Raw genomic sequence first — 21,166 nt, forward strand, 5'->3', positions numbered from 1 at the left:
TCACCAGCTCGACGTGGACGCCGGGTAACTCCCGGGGCGGGCAGGCTCACGTGTCCATGAGAACCCGAACTTCCGCAGGTGGCCGCCTGGGCGACCGTCCGCAGCGTCTCGATTGCGCAATCGTACCGGACTCGCGACACGGGCTTGACGCGCAACCGTTCTCAGGCACCTCTCAGCGCTTCGGTTCACACTGGTGTGCATGCGCATCTTGGTGGTCGACGACGACCGGGCGGTGCGGGAGTCCCTGCGCCGATCACTCAGCTTCAATGGATACACCGTCGACTTGGCGTTCGACGGGCACGACGCACTCGAGAAGGTCGCCGCCGCCCGACCCGATGCGATGGTGCTCGACGTCATGATGCCGCGCGTCGACGGGCTCGAAGTGTGCCGCCGACTGCGGAGCACCGGCGACGACCTGCCGATCCTCGTGCTCACCGCACGCGACTCGGTGTCGGAGCGGGTATCGGGGCTCGATGCCGGCGCCGACGACTACCTCCCCAAACCGTTCGCGCTCGAAGAACTCCTCGCCCGGCTCCGGGCGCTGCTACGACGCGCCGGCCCGGATCCGGAAGGTGGGCTCGAGGACGCGATGAGCTTCGACGACCTCACCCTCAATCCCGCGACCCGCGAGGTAGCCCGCGGGGACAGGCAGATCAGCTTCACCCGCACCGAGTTCGCGCTCATGGAGATGCTCATGGCGAATCCGCGGCGTGTGCTCACTCGTAGCCGGATCCTCGAGGAAGTGTGGGGCTACGACTTCCCGACGTCGGGTAACGCCCTCGAGGTGTACGTCGGGTACCTGCGACGCAAGACCGAGGCCGGGGGCGAACCGCGACTCATCCACACGGTGCGCGGCGTCGGCTACGTGCTCCGCGAGACCCCTCCGTGAGTGAGCAGATGAGACCTCCCATGTTGTTGACCCGCTCGGTGCCGCTGCGCACCCGGGTCACCTGGCTGGCTGCCGGAGCGGTAGCGCTCGCGGTCGCGGTGACATCCATTGCCGCGTACATGGTGGTGTCGCGTGCCCTCTACTCGGACATCGACAAGCAACTGCACGCCCGGGTGGCCGCGCTCGTCGAATCGAGCACGCTGATCACCTACGATCCCCGCTACATCGGGGGCGCCCAGCTCTACAGCTCCGACATCAGCGTCGCGCTGATCTACCCCGACCTCGGCCGATATGTGCCGCCCGGGTCGTCGGTGCCGATCGGAGAGCCCGAACTCGCCGTCGCCGAGGGCGATCAACCGTCGTCGTTGCGGACCGTCGCGCAGCACCGGGTCCTGGCGCAGCAGATCCCCGACGGCAGCACCATCGTCATCGCGCAGCGACTGCGACCCACCGTCGAAGTGCTCAACCGGCTCGCGAGCGTGCTGTTCATCGTCGGCGGGTGCGGGGTGGTGCTCGCCGCGGCTGTCGGTGCAACGGTGGGTCGCACCGGTCTGCGGCCGATCGCGCGACTCACCGCCGCCGCCGAACGTGTCGCGAGGACCGACGACCTGAGACCCATCCGGGTGACCGGGCACGACGAACTCGCGCGACTCACCGAGAGCTTCAACATGATGTTGCGGGCGCTCGCCGAATCACGGGAGCGACAATCCAGGCTCGTCGCCGATGCCGGCCACGAGCTGCGCACGCCACTGACCTCGTTGCGAACCAACATGGAACTGCTCATCGCCGCGAGCCGTCCCGGGGCACCGAGCCTGCCCGACGACGACATGGCCGAACTCCGCGAAGACGTCGTCGGCCAGATCGCGGAACTGTCGACCCTCGTCGGCGACCTCGTCGACCTGGCAAGGGAGGATGCGCCGGAGACGGTCTTCGAGGCCGTCGACATCGCCGAGGTCGTCGATCGCAGCCTCGAGCGCGCACGACGACGTCGTACGGAGATCGATTTCACCGCTGTCACCGAACCGTGGTTCGTCTTCGGCGACCACGCGACACTCACCCGAGCGGTGGTCAACGTCCTCGACAACGCGGCGAAGTGGAGCCCGGCCGACCAGGACGTGGTGGTGAAGATGCACCAGATCGGCACCGGACTGATGGAACTGACCGTCGACGACGCCGGACCCGGCATCCCCGAAGAAGAGCGGGAGCTGGTGTTCGAACGGTTCTACCGTGCGACGACGGCGCGGTCGATGCCCGGCTCAGGGCTGGGCCTGGCGATCGTGCGCCAAGTGGTGATGAAGCACGGCGGGACGATCGCCGTGGACAGGTCGGAGCGCGGGGGTGCACTCATCCGCATCGTTCTTCCGGGCACGCCGCAGCTCGATGCCTGATGATCGCCGAGAGAGTGGAAATTGTCAGCAAACTCTGAGCTGATTCTTCAGGACCTTCTCAGCTGACGGGTTCATATTGGATGAAGTAGAAAGCCTCCACTCGGATCGATTCTAAGGACGAAGGCGACGAACGAATGACCGACGACCCCACCCACGGCTCCGGACAACCTGGGCATGGACCAGCCGGGCATGGACCCGGCCCCGCGCAGCCGCAGCAGCCGTATCAGTACGGAACCCCGCCGACGGCTCCGTACCAGCAGGCGCCGCAGCCCCCGCAACAGCGCAAGTCCGGACGTACCGCGCTCGTCGTGGGTGCTGTCGCCCTGGCGATCGTCAGTGGCGGTATCGGTGGCGCAGTGGGTGCATGGTCGGTCCGTGATTCCGGTGGTGCCGGGGTGGTCAACTCACTCGACTCGCCCCGGCCCGAGACCACGACGGTGGCGAACGCCCCCGAGGGATCCGTGCAGGCGGTCGCGCAGCGGGTCGTGCCCAGCGTCGTACGTATCGAGGTGGTCGGACGTTCCGGTGCGGGCGAAGGGTCGGGGGTCGTCCTCTCGTCCGACGGCCTGATCCTCAGCAACAATCACGTCGTGGCGGGAGCAGGCCCGGGCGCAGAGCTCACCGTTGCTTTCGCCGACGGATCGACTGCAAAGGCCAGTGTCGTCGGGACGGACCCGATGACCGACATCGCGGTGATCAGGGTCGAAGGTCGCGACGACCTCACCCCCATCGAGATGGGTAACTCGGAGAACCTTCAGGTGGGTCAGCCCGTGGTGGCGGTCGGTTCACCGCTCGGCCTCGAGAGCACGGTCACCTCGGGGATCGTCTCGGCGCTCAACCGGCCCGTCTCTGCCAGTGGTGAAACCGGGAATCAGGGCACTGTGATCGACGCGATCCAGACCGACGCCGCCATCAATCCCGGTAACTCGGGTGGTGCGCTCGTCGACATGGAAGGTCGCCTCGTCGGAGTCAACACCGCCATCGCGACGTCGGGTCAGCAGTCCGGCTCCATCGGCCTCGGCTTCGCGATCCCCGTCGACCAGGCCCGGCGCATCGCCGACGAACTCATCGCCACGGGCACCGCGACACATGCGCTCATCGGTGTTCAGGTCCCCGCTCGGGCGGACGTGAACGGCGCCGCCGTGGTCGAGGTGGTCCAGGACGGGCCCGCCGATCGTGCCGGGATTCCCGCCGGTTCGGTCATCACGAAGGTGAACGACCGGGTCGTCACGGACGGCGATTCCCTCATCGCGGCGATCCGCTCGCAGGCGCCGGGCACCACGGTGAGCGTCACCTATACCGACGCGCAGGGAAACAACCCGACGACGGTCGATGTCGAAACCGCCTCCGACGCGGATGGTGGCCGATGATTCAGGAGGCAGACATCATGGAGATTGTCGAACATAGGGCGCGTCCGGACGGCCTGCGAACTACCTTTGACTCCATGGAACTCGAAACCCCCCGAAAAGGACGAGCACTCGTTGTGATCGTCGACGACAGGGTCTCGCACGGAGACAGCACTGATTCGACCGGTCCGCTGGTGACGGAACTGCTCGTCGAAGCCGGCTACGCCGTCGACGGCGTTGTGTCGGTATCGGCCGACGAGATCGAGATCCGCAACGCGCTCAACACAGCGGTGATCGGGGGAGTGGATCTCGTGATCTCGGTCGGCGGCACCGGCGTGACCCCGCGCGACGTGACTCCGGACGCCACCGCGGACGTGCTCGATCACGAGATCAGGGGGATCGCCGAAGCTCTGCGGTCGTCCGGTCTCGCGTCGGGTGCCGTCGATGCCGGACTGTCGCGCGGGCTTGTCGGAGTATCGGGTTCGACGCTCGTCGTGAATCTCGCGTCGTCGCGCGCGGCGATCCGCGACGGCATGGCAACGCTGTTGCCGCTCGCGACCCATGTCATCGAAGAGTTGTCGCGAGTGGAGGAATAACTCATCTCTGCTGACGACATGGCGGACGACGACGAGCGCGACTACACCGCTCGGTCGGACAACACCGCTGAAGAGAAGAGCCGCGCCCGGATCGACCGGGCGCGGCTTGCTCGGATCTTCGGGGACGCCCTTCCCGACACGACGAAGGACGAACGCGGGGTCGGTGACGAGAGATCGGACGACTCCGACGAATGGCTCAAACGCCAGGTACCGCCTCACCATGGATAACTGTGATATCAATCACTTTGCATAGGGTAACTTAAGTCTTGACCCGACCTCGGGGTCGGCGTGTCGCAACCCGTTCGTAATGTCGCGTTTCCCTGCGTGGTGAAGTGTGGCGAGAGATACGAGTGTTCATGATCACAGCGGCGGGGTAAGTATGTGCACTGAAAGTGCACGTAATTCGACCGATTACCTGCACGAACGTCCGGTTCGTGATGACTACGCCCAAATGGGCGGGTGGTCCGGGGATCTTGGGGTGAATCCGAGTAGCGCATATTTTGCGTTTCCGGCTTGTGTCCGGCTGTGTTTCGTGAGTGTTCCGGAGGCTGGGCGTAGCCATTGCCTCGAGATTGGTCACGGTCTAATCTCCTCACAGGTTCGATCAGGTCAAGGAAAGGTCGCGGCGACCCCGACTTGATCACGAATCGGTAACGCAAACCGTGCGGACGTTGATCAACAGCGAGCTCACCGGCGGCTACGACCGGCGGTGAGTTCTGTGTGGGATGCGCCTCGCGGACGACTAGGGCGACCAAGTTGTCGGACGCGGTCGCGCAACCCGGCACGCAGAGAACGGATGAGACATTCATGAAGATTCAGACGCGTCGCGGTTTCCGAACCGCCCGCAACGCCACGGTGGCGGCGGCCGCTGTGGCCGGTCTGGTTCTCGGATCGGCCGGGGCGGCAAGCGCCGAGGTCAATGATCAGAACCGGATCGTTTCCGACGGCCACGAGGTCATCGTCACCCAGGAAGACACCTTCATCAACGGTGTGCCCCCGATCGGTGGCAGCCCGCTGAGCCGTGAGTGGTTCCACAACGGTCGCGGCCTCGCCAACATCGTCGGACCCGAGGCTGCAGAGTTCGAGGATTCGACGTTCCAGTTCGGCTACCAGGTCGCATGGTCGGCGTCACTCGACGGTGCGATCGGCTTCAGCTGGACGACCCCTCAGCTCGGGTTGGATGCAAAGCAAGGTGTCAAGAACGTCCCACTCTACGACCAGCTTTGGAATCAGAGCGAAGTAGAGGACGAGTACACGGACAAGAACGGTGAGATCGTCAAAAAGGGCGACTACATCGACTACGAGGGAAACAAGGTTCCTTCGGACGATCGACTGGCGAAGACTTCCGACGGCACGGCAAAGGGCGATCCGCTCTTCGTTCCGAACGGCAAGACCAGCCCGGAGCCGTATGCCGAAGAAACGCTGAAGGCAACGGGGCTCCTGCCCCAGGTCACCGCTGGCGTTGAGCTGACCCCCGCTCCCGGCATCGCGGAGCTCGTCGTCGCAGAGGGCCAGTTCGACGGCGACTTCAAGGAAGTTCAGATCGCGAACGTCCACGGTGCCGCCACCGGCGTCATCGGGCCCGTCTCGGTCCGCCCGTTCGTCCGCGTCATCACCGACAACGGCGACAACGTCACCACCTACGGCCAGGTCTGGACTCTCTGAGTCCGGTCCGAGCACTCCCGCAGTAAATCCCCACCACCTAGTACGGAGTAAACATGGGAATCAAGTCGCGTGGCTTCAAGGCTGCACGCAACAGCGTCCTGGCCGGTGCCGCAGTTCTCGGCATGGTCGTCGGTGCCTCGGGTGCCGCCTCGGCCGAGGTCAACGACCAGAATCGCATCGTCTCCGACGGCCTCGAGGTCGTCGTGACGCAGGAAGACACCTTCATTCACGGTGTCCCGGCTCTCGGTGGCAGCCCGTTCAACCGCGAGTTCTTCCACAACGGTCGCGGCACCGTCAACCTCCTCGGCGAGGGTGCAGCCGATGAGGCCGGCACCACCATGCAGTTCGGTTACCAGTTCGCATGGGCCGGCAGCATCGACGGCGCCATCGGCGTCACCTACTCGACCCCCGGCCTTGGTGTGGATGCCAAGCTCCCGGCCGGTGAAGTGACTGCCAAGGTCACCGACATCCTCCCGCAGGCATACGCCGAGCTCGAGCTGACCCCGGCTCCGGGCATCGAGGAGCTCGTCGTCGCCGAGGGCGAGTTCGACGGCGACTTCAAGACCGTTCAGTTCTCCAACGTCCACGGCACCGCCTCCGGCGTGCTCGGCGCTGTCCAGGTGCGTCCGTTCGTCCGCGCGATCACCGCGAACGGCGACAACGTCACCACCTACGGTCAGGCCTGGACCGTCTAAGTAGACGTCCGGCGCAAGCCGAAAGTGTCACAGGCTGGGCCCGCTCGCACTGCGAGCGGGCCCAGCTTTTTCGAGTACCCGTGAAACTCTCGCTTGCTCAGGACTGTTCGGGCGCGGGCTTGGCGTGCGCGCCACCCTGGCCCGGCTGTGAGGCCTGAGATTCGAGGATGTCGCGGATCTGGATGAGTAGATCCTCGGCGCTGGCCTTCTCGTCGGACTCCTCGGTGATGAAGCGCTTCTTCGCCGCGTTGGCCGGCATGATCAACACGAAATACACGACCGCCGCGATGATGATGAAGTTGATGGCCGCGGAGATCACGGCACCGATGTTGATGAACGTCGACGGGTTGTCGGCGATGATCTGGAAGCCCCAGCCCATCTCGTTCTCGCCGCCGAGCGCGGCGATGAGCGGCTCGATGATGTACTCGGTGAAGGCGGTGACGATGGCGGTGAAGGCGGTGCCGACCACCACCGCGACAGCGAGATCGAGGACATTGCCTCTCAGTAGGAAGTCCTTGAAACCTTTCAGCATGCGGTGCTCTCCCTTTCGGCTGGACCGCGTGGACGCGGGCATCGGCGCGTCTGCGATGCGTTGTGTCCTGCATCACATGCCGATAATGGGACGATAAACCGATCGGGTCTGTCGTGTGGGCTCAGTGGAGCGTCACGGTCAACGCGCTCGCGAGCGACGCCGCAGCCACCGCGGTGGCCTGCTCCGACTCGAGTGCCACGAGAATCACGCGTTCGCGCTGGTCGGATGACTCTCCGTGTTGAGCGAGCACCACCACGGCGCCACGAGCCAGCACATGAGCATCGGGCATCGCCGCGTCGGACTCGCCCGTCACGGTCAGGACGTCGACTCTGTCTCCTTCGCGCAGCAACCGGCCGACACCAGCGTCGGCAAGCCGGATGGGAACGACGCGCGCGTTCTCGGTACCCACCGCGGCAGCGGCGAGACGTGGCCCGAGGATCCTCGTGTCGACGAGCGCTTCACCGGCAGGCACCGGGCCGGCGAGGGTGTGGCCCACTGCGTCGGCGAGATCGGTGAGGGTTCCTGCCGTGAGGGCCGAGGTGTCGCGATCTGCGAACTCGACGTCGTCTGCGGTGAGCGAGATTCCCGGAGTCAGGTCGCGCGCGGCAACCACCACGGCGGTCTGTTCGGAGGCCGGATCGTCTCTGAGGGCGAGGAGCGCGGCCAGGGCGACGAGGAGCGCCGCTACGACGCGCCTGACGGCCACGGAGCGGGCCCAGCCGGGGCGCAGAAGGGTGCGGATACGGTCGGGAAGGCTCAGTTCCAGCGACGACGCGGGTCGTGGGGAACGGTGACGAAACGGCGCAGGTCCGGCGGGCATGCTCCGAACTTAGGACTCGGATCGGCCCGCCGGACCTGAGAAACCGGCGAATTCGGGCAACCTGTGGATGAACAGGGTGCCTGTGGACAACTCCGGAGGAGTCGGACGCGTCAGCTGGCGGCTGCGGCGGTCGAGGTCGAGGTCGTGGACGTGGACGCCGCGGCGGGCGCCGAATCGGACTTGGTCTCGGTCTTCGCGGGAGTAGCGGATTCGCCCGCGGTGCTGCCGCTGCGCGAATCGGTGCGGTAGAAGCCGCTGCCCTTGAAGACGATGCCGACCGAGTTGAAAAGCTTACGAAGCTTGCCGGTGCACTCCGGGCATGCGGTCAACGACTCGTCGCTGAACGACTGCACGATGTCGAACTTGTTGTCGCACGCCGTGCAGGCATATGAATAAGTAGGCACCGGGGGCTCCTCCACGTAAAAGTTCGGCTTTAGCACTCTATAGTCGACAGTGCCAACAAATCTAGGGACTGTGTTGTTCCGCACGCTCGTCGGAGTCAAGACGAACCAGCCCCGACCCCGGTGTGAGCGCCCATCCCATCCGAATGTCGTGCGGATCCTCGGGCAGTTCGTCGACGAGTTCGTCGTCGCGCACCACTGCGACGATCCGCGCATCCCGCGCGGCCAGGTGGAGGATGCGGTCGTAGAAGCCTGCGCCGCGGCCCAACCGTACGCCCCGCCGGTCCACCGCGAGGGCGGGCACGAGAATGGTGTGTGCCAGGCCCACCGTCTCGGGCGGCAGTGCGTCGCCGGTGGGTTCGTGCAGCCCGAAACCTGCCGCGACCAGTGTGTCTGCGCCGAGGAAGTGCGCCCAGCGCAGCGGTGTGTCCGGCCGGGTGACCGGCACGAGCACCTCGGCGCCCGCATCGATCAGAGCGTCGAGCATCGAGATGGCGCCGGGCTCGGACCCCACGGGCACATACGCGCATACCGTCACGTCGGCGGGAACGAGCGTTGCGGCTAACGTGGCCAAAGCGGCATTCTCGCTGCGGCGCTGTTCGGTGCCGAGCGTGCGTCGTCCATCGAGGACCTTGGTGCGCCAATCGGCCTTGGTCGAGGGATGCATATTCGTCACCTTAGGATCACCAGGCCATCACTTCGCCGGCAAAAGTTAGGGTGGGAGCTTATGACGAACAATTCGACCGAGGTCGCGCGGCATTTCAGAACCGCGGTCGTGCCGGCGGCAGGTATGGGCACACGTTTCCTCCCGGCCACCAAGACCGTGCCGAAGGAACTGCTTCCCGTGGTCGACACGCCGGGGATCGAACTGGTGGCGGGCGAGGCGGCCGAATCCGGCGCCGAGCGTCTGCTGATCGTCACCTCGCCCGGTAAGGACGGCGTGGTCGCGCACTTCGTCGAAGATCTCGTCCTGGAGTCCAAGCTCGAGGAGAAGGGCAAGTACGAGCTGCTCGCGAAGGTTCGCAAATCGTCGGGCATCCTCGAGGTGGACTCGGTGATCCAGGCCCAGCCGCTCGGCCTCGGCCACGCCGTGTCCTGCGCCGAGGACGCGCTGGACGACGACGAGGACGCGATCGCGGTGCTCCTGCCCGACGACCTCGTGCTGCCCGTCGGCGTCCTCGAAACCATGCAGAAGGTGCGCAGCAAGCGCGGTGGTTCGGTGCTGTGCGCGATCGACGTGCCGAAGGAGCAGGTGAGTGCCTACGGCGTCTTCGACGTCGAGGTCGTGCCCGACGCCACCAACCCCGACGTGCTCAAGGTGCTCGGCATGGTCGAGAAGCCGGCCATCGAGGATGCGCCGTCGACCTTCGCTGCAGCAGGCCGGTACCTGCTCGATCGTGCGATCTTCGATGCGCTGCGTCGCATCGAGCCGGGTGCGGGCGGAGAACTCCAGCTGACCGACGCGATCGCCTTGCTGATCTCCGAAGGCCATCCCGTGCACGTCGTGGTTCACCGCGGCACTCGACACGACCTCGGAAATCCCGGTGGCTACCTCCGTGCTGCGGTTGACTCTGCGTTGAACACCGAGGAATACGGTCCCTCGCTTCGTGAGTGGCTGGTCGAACGTCTCGAACGGTGACGTCGAACGGGTGATCTGTGAACGGTGACGCTGGGTAGTGCGGGCTGGAGGACGAGTAGCGGTATGCGGTCGGTTGAGGATCAGCAGACCAGGGTGACGGCGGCAGCCGTGGCACCCAGGCCTGTCCGGGTGGCGATCTCCGAGGCACAAGGCCTGCTCTGCGCAGAAGAAGTGGTCACCGAGCGGCCGTTGCCCGGATTCGACCAGGCCGCGATCGACGGCTACGCGGTGCGCAGCGTCGATGTACAGGCGGTGGGCGCGCGACCGGACCCGGAGTCCGGCGAGAATCGCACCGAGGTGACGTTGCCGGTCGTCGGCGAAGTTCGTGCGGGCTCGCGCCAGCCGATCCGGTTGCAGCCACGACAGGCCGTGCGCGTCGACACAGGTGCGCCGCTGCCGACACTTGCCGACGCGGTACTCCCGCTCGAGAGCACCGACGGCGGCGATGTTCGGATCAAGGTGCTCGAAGCGGTCCGGTCGGGCGAATACGTCCGCCGCACCGGCGACGACGTGCAGCCCGGCGACGTGGCGGTGCGCGCGGGCGCCATCATCGGTGCCGCGCAGGTGGGCCTGCTCGCAGCTGTCGGACGGGCCAAGGTCCTCGTGCACCCGCGACCGCGATTGTCGGTGATCTCGGTCGGTGGCGAACTCGTCGACATCGATCGCACGCCCGGGCCGGGGCAGGTCTACGACGTGAATTCCTACGCGTTGGCCGCGGCCGCGCGCGACGCCGGCGCCGACGTCAACCGGGTCGGGATCGCGAGTACCGAACCGAAGCGGCTGCGCGAGGTGGTCGAGGGCCAGCTGATCCGCTCCGAGATCGTCGTGATCGCGGGTGCTGTCGGTGGCGGTGCGCTCGACGACGTCCGTGAGGCCCTGACCGACCTCGGAACGCTCGAGGTCGAGCGGGTGGCCATGCATCCGGGGTCCGTTCAGGGATTCGGGCAGCTCGGGCGAGACGAGGTGCCCACCTTCCTGCTTCCGTCGAATCCGGTCAGTTCTCTTGTCGTGTTCGAAGTGATGGTGCGCCCGCTCATCCGGATCGCGCTGGGACGTCGTCAGCCGATGCGGCGGATCGTCACGGCCCGCACGGTCGCCCCGATCACGTCGATTCCCGGTCGCAAGGGATTCCTGCGCGGGCAGCTCATGCGCGACGAAGAGACCGGCGACTATCTGGTGCAGGCACTCGGTGGTGCCGCGGGCGGGTCGTCGCATCTGCTCGCCACGCTTGCGGAGGCGAATTGCCTGGTGCTGGTCCCGCCGGATGTTTCCGAGATCCGGACGGGTGACCCGGTGGATGTGTCGTTCCTGGGGCAGCGTGGATGAGTCGTCACCCCGGGTGGCCGGCCGATCTGGGGCCGCTTCGAGTCTCGGGTGGGCTTGTCACGGTGCGGTCGGTGCGTCTGCGGGATGCCGCCGCGTGGAGCCGGCTGCGTACGCGCGACCGGGATCATCTCGAGCCGTGGGAACCGACGGGTGAATCCCCGTGGGAGGTGCGGCACCACATCTCCGTGTGGCCGGGCCTGTATCGGAGCCTGCGCGCGGAGGCCCGTAAGGGGCTGATGGTGCCCATGGTGATCGAGCTCGACGGGCGGTACTGCGGTCAGATCACGGTGGGCAACATCGTGCGCGGAGCGCTGCGGTCGGCGTGGATCGGCTACTGGGTGGAGAAGGAAGTCAACGGTCTCGGAGTGGCGACGGCAGCCCTCGCCCTCGGGCTCGACCACTGCTTCGGTCCCCTCGGGCTGCACCGTGTCGAGGCGACGGTGCGCCCGGAGAACGAACCCAGCCGCGCCGTGCTGCGCAACGTCGGTTTCCGCGAGGAGGGACTGCTGCAGCGGTACCTCGATGTGCACGGACGTTTTCGTGATCATCTTCTCGTTGCGATGACGGCCGAGGAGGTGCCGGGTTCGGTGGCAGACCGATTGGTGCGTAGCGGTCGGGCGACCTGGGCCTGAGCGCCCAACTCAGTGGTGAACAGCTCCATGTGTAACGCAAGTTACGTACAACATAAGTAACAATCCCCACCGCGAATATATATCTGTGTGACTAGAGTGAAGAGTGTGTCACATGGTTTCGCGTGACTCGTGTGACGGCTGTAGCCGTCTGAGTCGGCGTTTCTGTAGGGATAAGAGTGGTGATGCCGTTAACCTGGGAACGGTCAGTGGCGTCGACGGACTGGTAGGCGACAACTGGGAGGAGGGCCGCCGGAATGCCGAACTCACTCCTGTGGATCGGGCTAGTTGCCGTGTGGTTGTTCGTCCTGGTTCCCATGCTGGTCACGAAGCGTCCTCGTATCCGTCAGACGACCGACGCCGCACTCGCAACACGGGTTCTGCATCGCGGTGACCAGAAGCCGAAGGCTCCCCGTGGGCCCGCTGCCGGTCACCGCACTGATCCGAACTGGCGTCCGAGTCGTGATCACACGCACCGCCATGCGGAGGCTCGTATGAACACTCAGACAGACGACAGGCTCGACACCGAACTCGACCTCAGCGACCTCGACGGTGCTGCACCAGACAACTCCGACGAATATCAGTACGAGGTCGACGGCCCACCTGCTCGTCAGGGCGTTCCGCGTCGACGCGGCCGAGGAGGATTCGATCCGCAGGCAGACGCCGTCGCGTCGGCCGAACGATACGACTTCCGGCAGCGCGCCGTCCTGGGTCTGCTCATCGCCGCCATCATGACCGCGGCGCTGGCCGTGATCCTCTCGTCGGCCATGTGGTGGGTGTGTGGTCTGGTGACGGCCGGTCTGGTCGGCTACCTGTTCTATCTGCGTCGCCAGGTCCGGCTCGAGCAAGAGATTCGTCGGCGGCGAATGGCACGACTGCAGCGGTCGGCGGCGACCGGAGTGCATGTGCGCGGCGACGGCGACCACGGCGAAGTTCCCTCGCGGCTGCGTCGTCCGGGGGCAGTGGTTCTCGAGATCGACGACGAAGATCCCGAATTCGAGCACCTCGACCGGTTCGACGACGAGTACGAGTACCCGGATTACGTCGACCCGGGTTACGACGAACCTGACGACTTCCCGGTCCGGCGCGCTTCCGGTGCATGACCGGAAGCGTGCGATCTACAGCCTCGGAAAGCCCGCATCACACGGTGCGGGTTTTCTGCTGCTTGGCCCTGTGACCTGCTGAGATAGCCGGATTTCGTGTTCGTGGGGTCGGTTTGCTAAGGTTTTCCGAGTTGGTCCGTATGGACTTTCGGGGCTGTGGCGCAGTTGGTAGCGCGCTTCGTTCGCATCGAAGAGGTCAGGGGTTCGATTCCCCTCAGCTCCACCACTTCACAGGCACGATCTCCACGTGAGATCGTGCCTTCGTTGTCTGCCCCGCACCGGAGGGTGAGTCCGCAGCGCTATAAGTGCGCGCAATGGTCATGGGTGTACGGAAATTCCCGTACACCCATCACCACTCGCAGCCTTTATGTGGCGGGTACGGGCGAGTGCGCTGCGTGGATGAACAGCACCGCGAGCCACGCCCACCCGACGACGATCACTGCCCGCTGGATGAGGCCGGCGTAGCGGGAATCGTTCTCCCACGCCTGCCCGAACACGACGAAGCCGGCGGTCAGCGCGGCAGCGGCCAGACCGGAGAGCCACATCCATCCCGCGCCGGGCACGGTGAAGACTGCGATGACCGCCGCCGCGGGAAGCGAAGTGAAGACGACCGCGCCCGCCTGGTCGTGGATAGTGTGCCGGCGCGAGTACTCCGTCGGGGTCTCGTCCGGTGTGCCCGGCGGGTATCCGCGCATGGCGTCCATCGGGAAGAGGCCCGAGACCACGAGCGACAATCCGAATACCCCGATCGCGACCGCGAGAAGCACGCTGCCGAACGCATCGGCGACACCGACTGCCCCGATCGTCACTGCCGAACCGCACACGACGAAGTTGGTCGCTTGGACCCGGCCTCGGCGGCCCAGCGCGAGTGCGCTGACCGGTTGGCGCACAGGATGATAGCCGGGGCGGGTCCACCCGTCGACGAGAAAGACGACGACGAACACGACGAGTGCGACAGAGCCGATGATCGTCACAGGATCACTCCCATCGGAAGAGTGCCGCCGCGACCACGACACCGACCACGATCGTCACGCAGAGGGCGACGAAGTGCGCAGGGTCGGCGGGGGTTCCTGCCCAGGCGGCAGACATCGCCTCGACCGAAGCGCCGAACGGCAACCATTCGCCGACCGTCGCCACAGGACCGGGAAGGGCATCACGGCTCCCGAACAAGCCCCCGGTCGCACCCAGTGCGAAGAACGCGACGAGCCCGATCGCCACGGCGGAGTTCGGGGTCGGGGACACTGCCGCGACGATCATCCCCACGGCATACATCGCCGCCATCGACAGTGCGAACACACCGAGAGCGGTGCCGAGATTCACGGGCAGGCGGGCGTCGAAGAAGACAGTGGCCACAACGAGAGCTGCGGTGAGCCCGACGAGGGTCTGCAGCACGCTGACCACGACCTGGGCTACCAGGACCATCGCGGGCGACGCCGGAGTCACCGACAGTCGTCGCAGAATTCCCGTGCGCCGGTAGTACGCGAGGAAGCTCGGCATATTGATGACACCGATCGTGGCGGTGATGATCGTGAACACCAGCGGCAGCACGAATACGTCCAGCACCGAGCGTCCGTTCGCCACTTCTTCGCTGCTCGCCGACGAGGCGCTCATCACCAGGATCAGCAGGGGAAGGCCGATCGGAACGACGAGGCCGGCGGTGTCGCGTACGACCATCTTCGCCTCGCACACGGTCAGCGTCAGCCAGGCGGCGACTCCCGGACGGTGGGTGTCGACGGCGGTGCTCATGCGGTGTCCTCCAACTCTTTTCCGGTGAGTGCGACGAACGCGTCGTCGAGGTTCTCCGCCGCTGCCCGCGCGACGAGACCGGACGGGGTGTCCAGTGCGACGATGTTTCCGGCGTCGAGCAACGCCACGCGGTCGCACAGGTGCTCGACCTCTTCCATCGCGTGGCTGACCAGCAGAACTGCGACGTCGTCGTCGCGCAATCGCTCGATGGTCTTCCATATCTGTCGCCGCGCACGAGGGTCGAGGCCGGTGGTCAGTTCGTCGAGGATGACCACGCGTGGCTGCCCGACGAGAGCGAGCGCGATCGACAACCGCTGCTGCTGCCCGCCGGAGAGCTTCTCGAATCGGACATCACGTTGCTCGGTGAGGCCGACCATCTCCAGAAGTTCCCCGGCAGGAACGGGTTTCGGATAGAACGTGCGATACAGGCCGACGAGTTCGGCGACGGTCAGCGACCCGTGCAGTGTGGACTGCTGCAACTGCACGCCGAGGATCTGCCGGAGCTGTGCCCGGTCACGGTGTGGGTCGAGGCCGAGTACGCGCACGCGTCCTCCGTCCGGCTTCCGAAGCCCCGCGACCATCTCGACGGTGGTGGTCTTCCCCGCTCCGTTCGCCCCCACGATGCCGAGCGTTTCGCCGACCCCGAGTGTGAAACTCACGTCGTCGACAGCGACCCGGTCGCCGTACCGTTTGTGGAGGTGATCGGCCTGGATCGCCGGTCGGCTGTCGGTGGTCCTGTCCATGATGCCGACGCTACGAGTCGTGGGTGGGTCGTCGCGCGTGCCGGATGTCAGGAATGTGCGCCATGACTTTCGGCACCCTCGGAGGCGGGCTTGCGCAGCTTAAAGTGGTGACGTGCAACGTTGGACACCGGAGGGCCTGTCGGGTGTAGCGATGCTCGTCGTCTCGATCGTGGTGGGTGGGCCGGTGCTGTTCGGGGCCGCGCAGACCGAGATTCCGCGTGCTCTGTGGATCGTGCTGTTCGGCGTCCTGCTCGTGACCCTGTTCGTCGCCGCTGCGACAGAACGGCCTTCGACGGTCGGTGCAGTGTCGTGGGCGGTGGCGGTCGTGACGGCCTGGGCCGTGGTGTCGACAGCGCCGGGTATGGGCCTGCTTCCGGTGCTGCTGGTCATCGTCGCCGCGGTGAGCGTCTACATCGTGCCTGTGCGTGTCGGTCTGTGCGTGGTGGCACTCAATACCTTCGTCATCGCGTGGGCCACGGCCCAACAGAGCGGTGATACGGGTGCACTGATCCTCACCAGCGGTTTCTACCTCCTGATCCAGCTGGCGACGCTGTTCAGTTCGGTCTCGCTCCTGAGGGAACAGCGGATGCGGCGGGAGTTGACGGAGGCCCATGTCGAACTACAAGCGGCGAGCGTCCTGTTGTCGGAGTCGGCGCGCACCGCGGAACGGCTGCGGATCTCTCGCGACCTGCACGACCTCATCGGTCATCAGCTCACTGTTCTGGCTCTCGAACTCGAAACAGCGCGACACCGCGATGGCGAGCAGGCGCGTGAGCACGTCGAGCGGGCGAACGGTGTCGCGCGGGAGTTGCTCGCCGACGTGCGGTCCACGGTGGGTGAGCTGCGGGTCGAACCCCTGAATCTGGCCGCCGCATTGACCCAGGTGGCGCGTGATCTGCCGGGGCTCGAGGTGCAGATCGATGTCGCTTCCGACGTGGACGTCGGTGAAGAACAGGCCGTCGCATTCGTGCGTGCCGTGCAGGAGATCGTCACCAACGCCCTACGTCACGCCGGTGCCCGCACACTGCGGATCGAGGTGTCGTCGGAGCGCGGCGGTGCCGTCCTGTCCGCAGTGGACGATGGTGCCGGCGCGCGGAAGCTGACCGTCGGTAACGGTCTGCGAGGTCTTGCGGAACGTTTCGAGGCGCTCGGTGGAAGTGCCGCGTTCGATGGGACCCGCGGCTTCCGGGTCACCGCGTGGGTACCTGCCTCATGACCAGTGTCGTGGTGGTCGACGATCAGACCCTCGTGCGCCAGGGGATCCGGAGTCTTCTGGAGATCGCCGAGATCGACGTGATCGGTGAAGCCGACGACGGCAGGATGGCTCTCGACGTCATTTCCTCGACGGATCCCGACGTGGTGCTGCTGGACCTGAGAATGCCCGGATACGACGGCATCTGGACACTCGACCGGTTGCGTGAGCAGGACATCGCGGTACCCGTGCTGGTGCTCACCACCTTCGACGACGATGCACTCGTTCTCGCCGCGCTTCGCGCAGGCGCGCGCGGCTATCTGCTGAAGGATGTCACTCTGGAGCAGTTGACGCACGCGGTGCGCACTCTGGCCGACGGCGGCACTCTCATCGCGCCGTCGATCACCGACCGGCTGCTCCGGGCGATCCGGTCCGGCCCGTCACCGTCGGGGACGGGGTCGGGGGCCTCGCGGGCACCGGACCTCACCGACCGAGAACTCGAAGTGCTCCGCCTGATGGCCGAGGGCTTCAGCAACCGCCGGATCTCCGAGGCACTGTTCCTCGCCGAGGGCACAGTGAAGAACCACGTCTCGTCGATTCTGCTCAAGTTCGGTGCCCGCGACCGCACCAACGCGGTGTTGAAGGCACTCCACGAAGGTGTCCTACGCTGACGTCAATCTGCCTGTGAGCACTATCTCGACCGTGCAACCGTCACACGAGACGATGGCGCGGATCAGCGCAACCCGGCACACTGTGTGACATGGACCACAGGATGAGTGACGACGAATTGCGGCGCGCGATTCGGGTGCTGCGTGAACGCGCGGACCTCGCGCGCAACGAGAGCCGTGAGGACGACGCCGCAATGCTGGAACGGACCATTCTCGACTACCAGAAGGAGATGTCGCAGAGGCTTTGAGAGCAGGTTGCGCGTTCCGGAGTGTTCTGGCGGTTAGGGTGTCGCCATGGCGATCAAGGATCTGCGCGGCACGAGGTTTCTCGTCACGGGCGCGGCCAGTGGAATCGGCCGGGCTCTCGCTTTCGCTGCGGCCGACGAAGGCGCCGAACTCGTCCTCACCGACCTCCACCCGGACGGCCTCGACGACGTCGTGACGGCTGTCCGCAACCGCGGTGGGACGGTGCTGCATTCCGCTGCGTTCGACATTTCCGATTACGACGCCGTCACCGCGTTCGCACACGAGGTCCACGAACTGTGCGAGTCGGTCGACATCGTGGCGAACGTTGCGGGGGTGTCGGTGTGGGGCACCGTCGACCGGCTCGAACACAAGCACTGGAAGCTCATGGTCGACGTCAATCTGATGGGGCCGATCCACGTCATCGAGAACTTCGTGCCGCAGATGATGGCGGCGCGACGCGGCGGGCACATCGTCAACGTGTCGTCGGCCGCGGGATTGCTCGCCCTTCCCTGGCATTCGGCATACAGTGCCAGCAAGTTCGGGTTGCGGGGTGTGTCGGAGGTGCTCCGATTCGACCTCAAACGCGACAAGATCGGTGTCTCGCTCGTGGTGCCGGGTGCGGTGGCGACTCCGCTGGTCGACACGGTGCAGATCGTCGGCGTCGACCGAGATGCGCCCGCGGTCCGCAAGCTCACCGGCCGTTTCGTGAAGCACGCGGCCTCACCGGACAAGGTGGCCGACCGCATCCTCGCGGGCATCCGGAAGAACCGGTTCATGGTGTATACGTCGTTCGACACCCGGTTCGGTTTCTGGTGGGCCCGAAAGTTCGCGCCGCCCTACAACCTCGTCATGCAGGGCGCCAACGACTACTTCCGCAAGGTTCTACGCTCGAGCACCGCGAAGTAGCCGAAGCTGGCCGATCTCGGCGACGTTCTTCGTGAGTTCGACGTCGACCCATACGACCGTGTGAGCGACGGTCTTGTCCGGGTCGCCCTGCCACGGAAACGGTGCAGGGGAATCGAGGTCGTCGTCGGTCATCGTGTCGAGCACGGCAACCCACTCGTCGTGCAGGTCGCGTAACCGGGCGATCGAGGCCTCACCGCTACCCGGCCACGTGATCGCGGTGCGGTCGCGTGGGGTGCGGCCTTGCACGTGGTCGAGTGTCACCGTCCACCACCACTCGATGTGCCACATGACCCACGCGATCGTGGGAACCGGAATCGGATCGGGTTCGGTCTCGTCCCAGTCGGGGATCCACAGGCCGTCGGCGCGTTCGTGGACCGTCCAGCAGAGGCCGGCGGGCTGCCACAGGAAATCGTCGGGTTGCAGCCGATCGAGGTGGAATTCGAACAACGACCACGTCAGGTCGAACTGCCATCGCAACAACTCTCGCCGAGAGGACGGCATGCCCCGTATCCCGTCGGGTTTCAGTTCGCGCGCTGGAGTTGCGCGTGCAGATGATGGGTCAGCGGGGTGTCGGCGTGTGCCATCCACATGTCGTAGGTGAGGGTGTCGCCGTCGAGAACGAATCGGCGTTTCAGTTCGTGCACCGGCTTCGCGTCGGGGGAGCGTTCCAGCACGACGGTGACCAGATCGAGCACACCGTGGCTGAGCCGGCCGCGCTGGATCTCGACGAACCCCGTCGGTTGCGAGACGAGTAGTTCGATGTCGTGGCCACTGTTCCTGAGATACCCGTTCTCGGTGTGGAGCGGCCGGGCCTCGGTGCGGTGACGGGTCCGGCTGATGTACATCAGGAACGGTTTTCCGGGGATCGAGGCGAACTCGATCGTCTCGTCGTACGAGAAGTCGTCGATGGTGGGGTAGTGGCCGTCGCCGCCTCCCACCCAGCGACCCGCAAAGGGGGCGAGTTCGCCGAGCGGATCGTTTTCGGTCATGGTGGATAACTCCTCGCGAGTGGGCTGCGGCGTGTGCTCCCGCCATCCTCGCGCAGAAGGCTACCGTTGTCGCATGAACCAGCAGTGGGGTGTCGATTCGGAGGTGGGCGACCTCACCTCCGTGATGTTGCATCGGCCCGGCGCGGAACTCGAACGGCTGACGCCCCGGAACAGCGATCAGTTGTTGTTCGACGCGTTGCCGTGGGTGGCACGGGCACAGGAGGAGCACGATGCGTTCGCCGAGGTGCTGCGCAGTCGCGGTGTCGAGGTCTACCTGCTCGCAGATCTGCTGACCGAGACGCTCGAAGTGAGCGGTGCGGCGCGGGTCCAGAGCATTTCGTCGGCCGTCGACCCGCGCAGACTCGGACATGCGCTCGCGCAGGAACTCTCCGGTCACCTGCGAGCTGTTCCCGCTCCTGAACTCGCGCGAATCCTCATCGGCGGGATGACCTTCGATGAACTTCCTGCGGCAGGGGTGGGTGGGGCACCGTCGCTCGTGCGGCTGATGCATCACGGTCCCGATTTCGTGATCGATCCGCTCCCGAACCTGCTCTTCACTCGGGATTCGTCGTTCTGGGTGGGCTCGCGCGTGGCGATCTCGACCTTGGCGTTGCCGGCGCGGCGACGGGAAACGAACCTCACTGACCTCATCTATGCGTTCCACCCGAAGTTCCTCGGCGTCAGGCGCGCATACGAGTCGCACACGGCACCCGTCGAAGGCGGTGATGTGTTGCTGCTGGCGCCCGGCGTGATTGCTGTCGGAGTGGGAGAGCGAACCAGCCCGGCCGGTGCAGAAGCACTGGCGCGCAGCGTATTCGAGGACAATCTCGCGCACACGGTGCTCGCGGTTCCCATCGAGCAGCGACGCGCGTCGATGCATCTCGACACGGTCTGCACCATGGTCGATGTCGACGCGGTCGTGATGTATCCCGCCATCCGCGACACGTTGGAAGCGTTCACGATTCGACGTGAGGACGGCCATGCCCGGATCTCCGGGCCCAGGTCCTTCCTCGATGCGGCGGCCGATGCGATGGGGATCGAGAAGCTCCGGGTGATCGATACCGGGCTCGATTCCGTTGTGGCGGAACGGGAACAATGGGACGACGGCAACAACACCCTCGCGGTCGCGCCGGGGGTGGTGGTTGCGTACGAGCGCAATGTCGAAACCAACACACGGCTCGAAGATTCCGGAATCGAGGTGCTGCGGATCGCCGGGTCGGAGCTGGGCTCCGGCCGCGGCGGTCCGCGATGCATGTCGTGCCCGTTGGCGCGGGCGGCGCTGTAGAGGCGTCAGAGAATGTCGCGAACCTTGTCGACCGGTCGCGCGAGCACCGTCCCCTTGTCGGTGACAACGAGGGGACGTTCGATGAGAATCGGGTTCTCGACCATGGCGACGAGCAGTTCGTCCTCGGATGCGTCGGCGAGGTTCAACTCCTTGTAGACGGCTTCCTTCTTACGGATCGCTTCGCTGGGCCTCAGGCCCGCATCGTCGAGGAGTTTGCGCAGGCCGTCGCGTGACGGTGGCGTGTCGAGGTACTTCACGATCGTCGGTTCGAGGCCCTCCTCGCGCAGGAGCGCGAGGGTGTTGCGGGACGTGCTGCAGCGAGGATTGTGATAAATCGTTGCGGTGTGTGCCATGTCTCGATT

26 protein-coding genes, 1 tRNA gene and 1 pseudogene are annotated in these 21,166 nt (G+C 65.8%); 17 read left to right on the top strand and 11 right to left on the bottom strand.

Annotated elements, in window-relative coordinates; all coding sequences use genetic code 11:
• Nucleotides 1-150, bottom strand: a pseudogene (locus ACFWB0_RS18390) (30S ribosomal protein S14); the annotation flags it as partial.
• Between the two features lie 49 nt (nucleotides 151-199).
• Between ACFWB0_RS18390 and ACFWB0_RS18395 the strand changes: the two are divergent.
• The 7 genes from ACFWB0_RS18395 (at nucleotide 200) to ACFWB0_RS18425 (ending at nucleotide 6,579) form a co-directional block, all read left to right on the top strand.
• Nucleotides 200-889 carry a response regulator transcription factor gene (locus ACFWB0_RS18395; protein WP_378491897.1) on the top strand — a complete coding sequence of 230 codons (690 nt, stop codon included), beginning with the start codon at nucleotides 200-202 and terminating at the stop codon, nucleotides 887-889.
• A gap of 8 nt (nucleotides 890-897) precedes the next feature.
• On the top strand, nucleotides 898-2,277 hold the full coding sequence (locus ACFWB0_RS18400) for an ATP-binding protein (RefSeq protein ID WP_378491898.1): 1,380 nt from the start codon (nucleotides 898-900) through the stop codon (nucleotides 2,275-2,277).
• 134 nt (nucleotides 2,278-2,411) lie between these two features.
• A complete protein-coding gene (locus ACFWB0_RS18405; protein WP_378491899.1) occupies nucleotides 2,412-3,647 on the top strand; it encodes a S1C family serine protease in 1,236 nt (411 codons plus the stop codon).
• A 74-nt stretch (nucleotides 3,648-3,721) separates the two neighbouring features.
• Complete coding sequence (locus ACFWB0_RS18410) at nucleotides 3,722-4,219, top strand: molybdenum cofactor biosynthesis protein B (RefSeq protein ID WP_378491900.1); 498 nt, start codon at nucleotides 3,722-3,724, stop codon at nucleotides 4,217-4,219.
• A gap of 18 nt (nucleotides 4,220-4,237) precedes the next feature.
• Nucleotides 4,238-4,447: a hypothetical protein gene (locus tag ACFWB0_RS18415; protein WP_378491901.1), complete on the top strand. Its 210-nt coding sequence runs from the start codon at nucleotides 4,238-4,240 to the stop codon at nucleotides 4,445-4,447.
• 579 nt (nucleotides 4,448-5,026) lie between these two features.
• Nucleotides 5,027-5,884, top strand: coding sequence for an MspA family porin (locus ACFWB0_RS18420; RefSeq protein ID WP_378491902.1), 858 nt, complete (start codon nucleotides 5,027-5,029; stop codon nucleotides 5,882-5,884).
• Nucleotides 5,885-5,937: 53 nt separating this feature from the next.
• On the top strand, nucleotides 5,938-6,579 hold the full coding sequence (locus ACFWB0_RS18425) for an MspA family porin (RefSeq protein WP_378491903.1): 642 nt from the start codon (nucleotides 5,938-5,940) through the stop codon (nucleotides 6,577-6,579).
• Nucleotides 6,580-6,676: 97 nt separating this feature from the next.
• Here ACFWB0_RS18425 and mscL read toward each other — a convergent pair whose 3' ends face one another.
• The 4 genes from mscL to ACFWB0_RS18445 all read right to left on the bottom strand — a co-directional run bounded on the left by mscL (nucleotide 6,677) and on the right by ACFWB0_RS18445 (nucleotide 8,999).
• Nucleotides 6,677-7,111, bottom strand: a complete 435-nt coding sequence (gene mscL, locus ACFWB0_RS18430) for a large-conductance mechanosensitive channel protein MscL (protein ID WP_378491904.1) — start codon at nucleotides 7,109-7,111, stop codon at nucleotides 6,677-6,679.
• A 121-nt stretch (nucleotides 7,112-7,232) separates the two neighbouring features.
• A complete protein-coding gene (locus ACFWB0_RS18435; protein WP_378491905.1) occupies nucleotides 7,233-7,931 on the bottom strand; it encodes an SAF domain-containing protein in 699 nt (232 codons plus the stop codon).
• 110 nt (nucleotides 7,932-8,041) lie between these two features.
• Nucleotides 8,042-8,335 (bottom strand): FmdB family zinc ribbon protein, encoded by a 294-nt coding sequence (locus ACFWB0_RS18440; RefSeq protein ID WP_378491906.1) that lies wholly within the window; start codon nucleotides 8,333-8,335, stop codon nucleotides 8,042-8,044.
• 61 nt (nucleotides 8,336-8,396) lie between these two features.
• Nucleotides 8,397-8,999: a 5-formyltetrahydrofolate cyclo-ligase gene (locus ACFWB0_RS18445; protein WP_378491907.1), complete on the bottom strand. Its 603-nt coding sequence runs from the start codon at nucleotides 8,997-8,999 to the stop codon at nucleotides 8,397-8,399.
• Between the two features lie 60 nt (nucleotides 9,000-9,059).
• Between ACFWB0_RS18445 and ACFWB0_RS18450 the strand changes: the two genes are divergently transcribed.
• The 5 genes from ACFWB0_RS18450 to ACFWB0_RS18470 all read left to right on the top strand — a co-directional run bounded on the left by ACFWB0_RS18450 (nucleotide 9,060) and on the right by ACFWB0_RS18470 (nucleotide 13,255).
• A complete protein-coding gene (locus ACFWB0_RS18450) occupies nucleotides 9,060-9,971 on the top strand; it encodes a UTP--glucose-1-phosphate uridylyltransferase (protein ID WP_378491908.1) in 912 nt (303 codons plus the stop codon).
• A gap of 63 nt (nucleotides 9,972-10,034) precedes the next feature.
• Nucleotides 10,035-11,297 (top strand): gephyrin-like molybdotransferase Glp, encoded by a 1,263-nt coding sequence (gene glp, locus ACFWB0_RS18455; RefSeq protein WP_378491909.1) that lies wholly within the window; start codon nucleotides 10,035-10,037, stop codon nucleotides 11,295-11,297.
• Complete coding sequence (locus tag ACFWB0_RS18460; RefSeq protein ID WP_378491910.1) at nucleotides 11,294-11,929, top strand: GNAT family N-acetyltransferase; 636 nt, start codon at nucleotides 11,294-11,296, stop codon at nucleotides 11,927-11,929. Before glp ends, ACFWB0_RS18460 begins: the two co-directional genes overlap by 4 nt.
• A gap of 254 nt (nucleotides 11,930-12,183) precedes the next feature.
• Nucleotides 12,184-13,029 carry a gephyrin-like molybdotransferase receptor GlpR gene (glpR, locus tag ACFWB0_RS18465; RefSeq protein ID WP_378491911.1) on the top strand — a complete coding sequence of 282 codons (846 nt, stop codon included), beginning with the start codon at nucleotides 12,184-12,186 and terminating at the stop codon, nucleotides 13,027-13,029.
• A 150-nt stretch (nucleotides 13,030-13,179) separates the two neighbouring features.
• Nucleotides 13,180-13,255, top strand: a tRNA-Ala gene (locus tag ACFWB0_RS18470).
• A gap of 139 nt (nucleotides 13,256-13,394) precedes the next feature.
• Here ACFWB0_RS18470 and ACFWB0_RS18475 read toward each other — a convergent pair.
• Genes ACFWB0_RS18475 through ACFWB0_RS18485 form a run of 3 tightly spaced genes read right to left on the bottom strand, consistent with a single transcriptional unit; the run spans nucleotide 13,395 to nucleotide 15,518 of the window.
• Entirely contained in the window at nucleotides 13,395-14,003 is a 609-nt protein-coding gene (locus ACFWB0_RS18475) for a DUF998 domain-containing protein (protein WP_378491912.1), read from the bottom strand.
• 4 nt (nucleotides 14,004-14,007) lie between these two features.
• On the bottom strand, nucleotides 14,008-14,775 hold the full coding sequence (locus ACFWB0_RS18480; RefSeq protein ID WP_378491913.1) for an ABC transporter permease: 768 nt from the start codon (nucleotides 14,773-14,775) through the stop codon (nucleotides 14,008-14,010).
• A complete protein-coding gene (locus tag ACFWB0_RS18485; RefSeq protein WP_378491914.1) occupies nucleotides 14,772-15,518 on the bottom strand; it encodes an ABC transporter ATP-binding protein in 747 nt (248 codons plus the stop codon). Before ACFWB0_RS18485 ends, ACFWB0_RS18480 begins: the two co-directional genes overlap by 4 nt.
• Nucleotides 15,519-15,630: 112 nt before the next feature.
• Here ACFWB0_RS18485 and ACFWB0_RS18490 point away from each other — a divergent pair, with 112 nt between their 5' ends.
• From ACFWB0_RS18490 to ACFWB0_RS18505, 4 genes are all read left to right on the top strand, one after another.
• On the top strand, nucleotides 15,631-16,734 hold the full coding sequence (locus ACFWB0_RS18490) for a sensor histidine kinase (protein WP_378491915.1): 1,104 nt from the start codon (nucleotides 15,631-15,633) through the stop codon (nucleotides 16,732-16,734).
• Nucleotides 16,731-17,381 (top strand): response regulator, encoded by a 651-nt coding sequence (locus ACFWB0_RS18495; RefSeq protein WP_378491916.1) that lies wholly within the window; start codon nucleotides 16,731-16,733, stop codon nucleotides 17,379-17,381. The genes ACFWB0_RS18490 and ACFWB0_RS18495 overlap by 4 nt, the downstream gene beginning before the upstream one ends.
• Nucleotides 17,382-17,482: 101 nt before the next feature.
• Nucleotides 17,483-17,626: a hypothetical protein gene (locus tag ACFWB0_RS18500; protein WP_378491917.1), complete on the top strand. Its 144-nt coding sequence runs from the start codon at nucleotides 17,483-17,485 to the stop codon at nucleotides 17,624-17,626.
• Nucleotides 17,627-17,672: 46 nt separating this feature from the next.
• Nucleotides 17,673-18,530: an SDR family oxidoreductase gene (locus ACFWB0_RS18505; RefSeq protein WP_378491918.1), complete on the top strand. Its 858-nt coding sequence runs from the start codon at nucleotides 17,673-17,675 to the stop codon at nucleotides 18,528-18,530.
• Here the strand turns inward: ACFWB0_RS18505 and ACFWB0_RS18510 are convergent.
• Both ACFWB0_RS18510 and ACFWB0_RS18515 read right to left on the bottom strand, forming a co-directional pair.
• Entirely contained in the window at nucleotides 18,507-19,031 is a 525-nt protein-coding gene (locus ACFWB0_RS18510; RefSeq protein ID WP_378491919.1) for a DinB family protein, read from the bottom strand. The two genes, ACFWB0_RS18505 and ACFWB0_RS18510, sit on opposite strands and share 24 nt — an antisense overlap.
• A gap of 20 nt (nucleotides 19,032-19,051) precedes the next feature.
• Nucleotides 19,052-19,519, bottom strand: a complete 468-nt coding sequence (locus tag ACFWB0_RS18515) for an FABP family protein (RefSeq protein WP_378491920.1) — start codon at nucleotides 19,517-19,519, stop codon at nucleotides 19,052-19,054.
• A 73-nt stretch (nucleotides 19,520-19,592) separates the two neighbouring features.
• Between ACFWB0_RS18515 and ACFWB0_RS18520 the strand changes: the two genes are divergently transcribed.
• Nucleotides 19,593-20,804, top strand: a complete 1,212-nt coding sequence (locus ACFWB0_RS18520; protein ID WP_378491921.1) for an arginine deiminase — start codon at nucleotides 19,593-19,595, stop codon at nucleotides 20,802-20,804.
• A 5-nt stretch (nucleotides 20,805-20,809) separates the two neighbouring features.
• On the opposite strand, the gene arsC is transcribed toward ACFWB0_RS18520, so the two are convergent.
• Nucleotides 20,810-21,157 carry an arsenate reductase (glutaredoxin) gene (arsC, locus tag ACFWB0_RS18525; protein ID WP_378491922.1) on the bottom strand — a complete coding sequence of 116 codons (348 nt, stop codon included), beginning with the start codon at nucleotides 21,155-21,157 and terminating at the stop codon, nucleotides 20,810-20,812.
• Nucleotides 21,158-21,166: the final 9 nt, after the last annotated feature.

The organism is Rhodococcus sp. NPDC060086 (assembly GCF_042730275.1).
In the GTDB taxonomy this organism is placed as follows: Bacteria; Actinomycetota; Actinomycetes; order Mycobacteriales; family Mycobacteriaceae; genus Rhodococcus.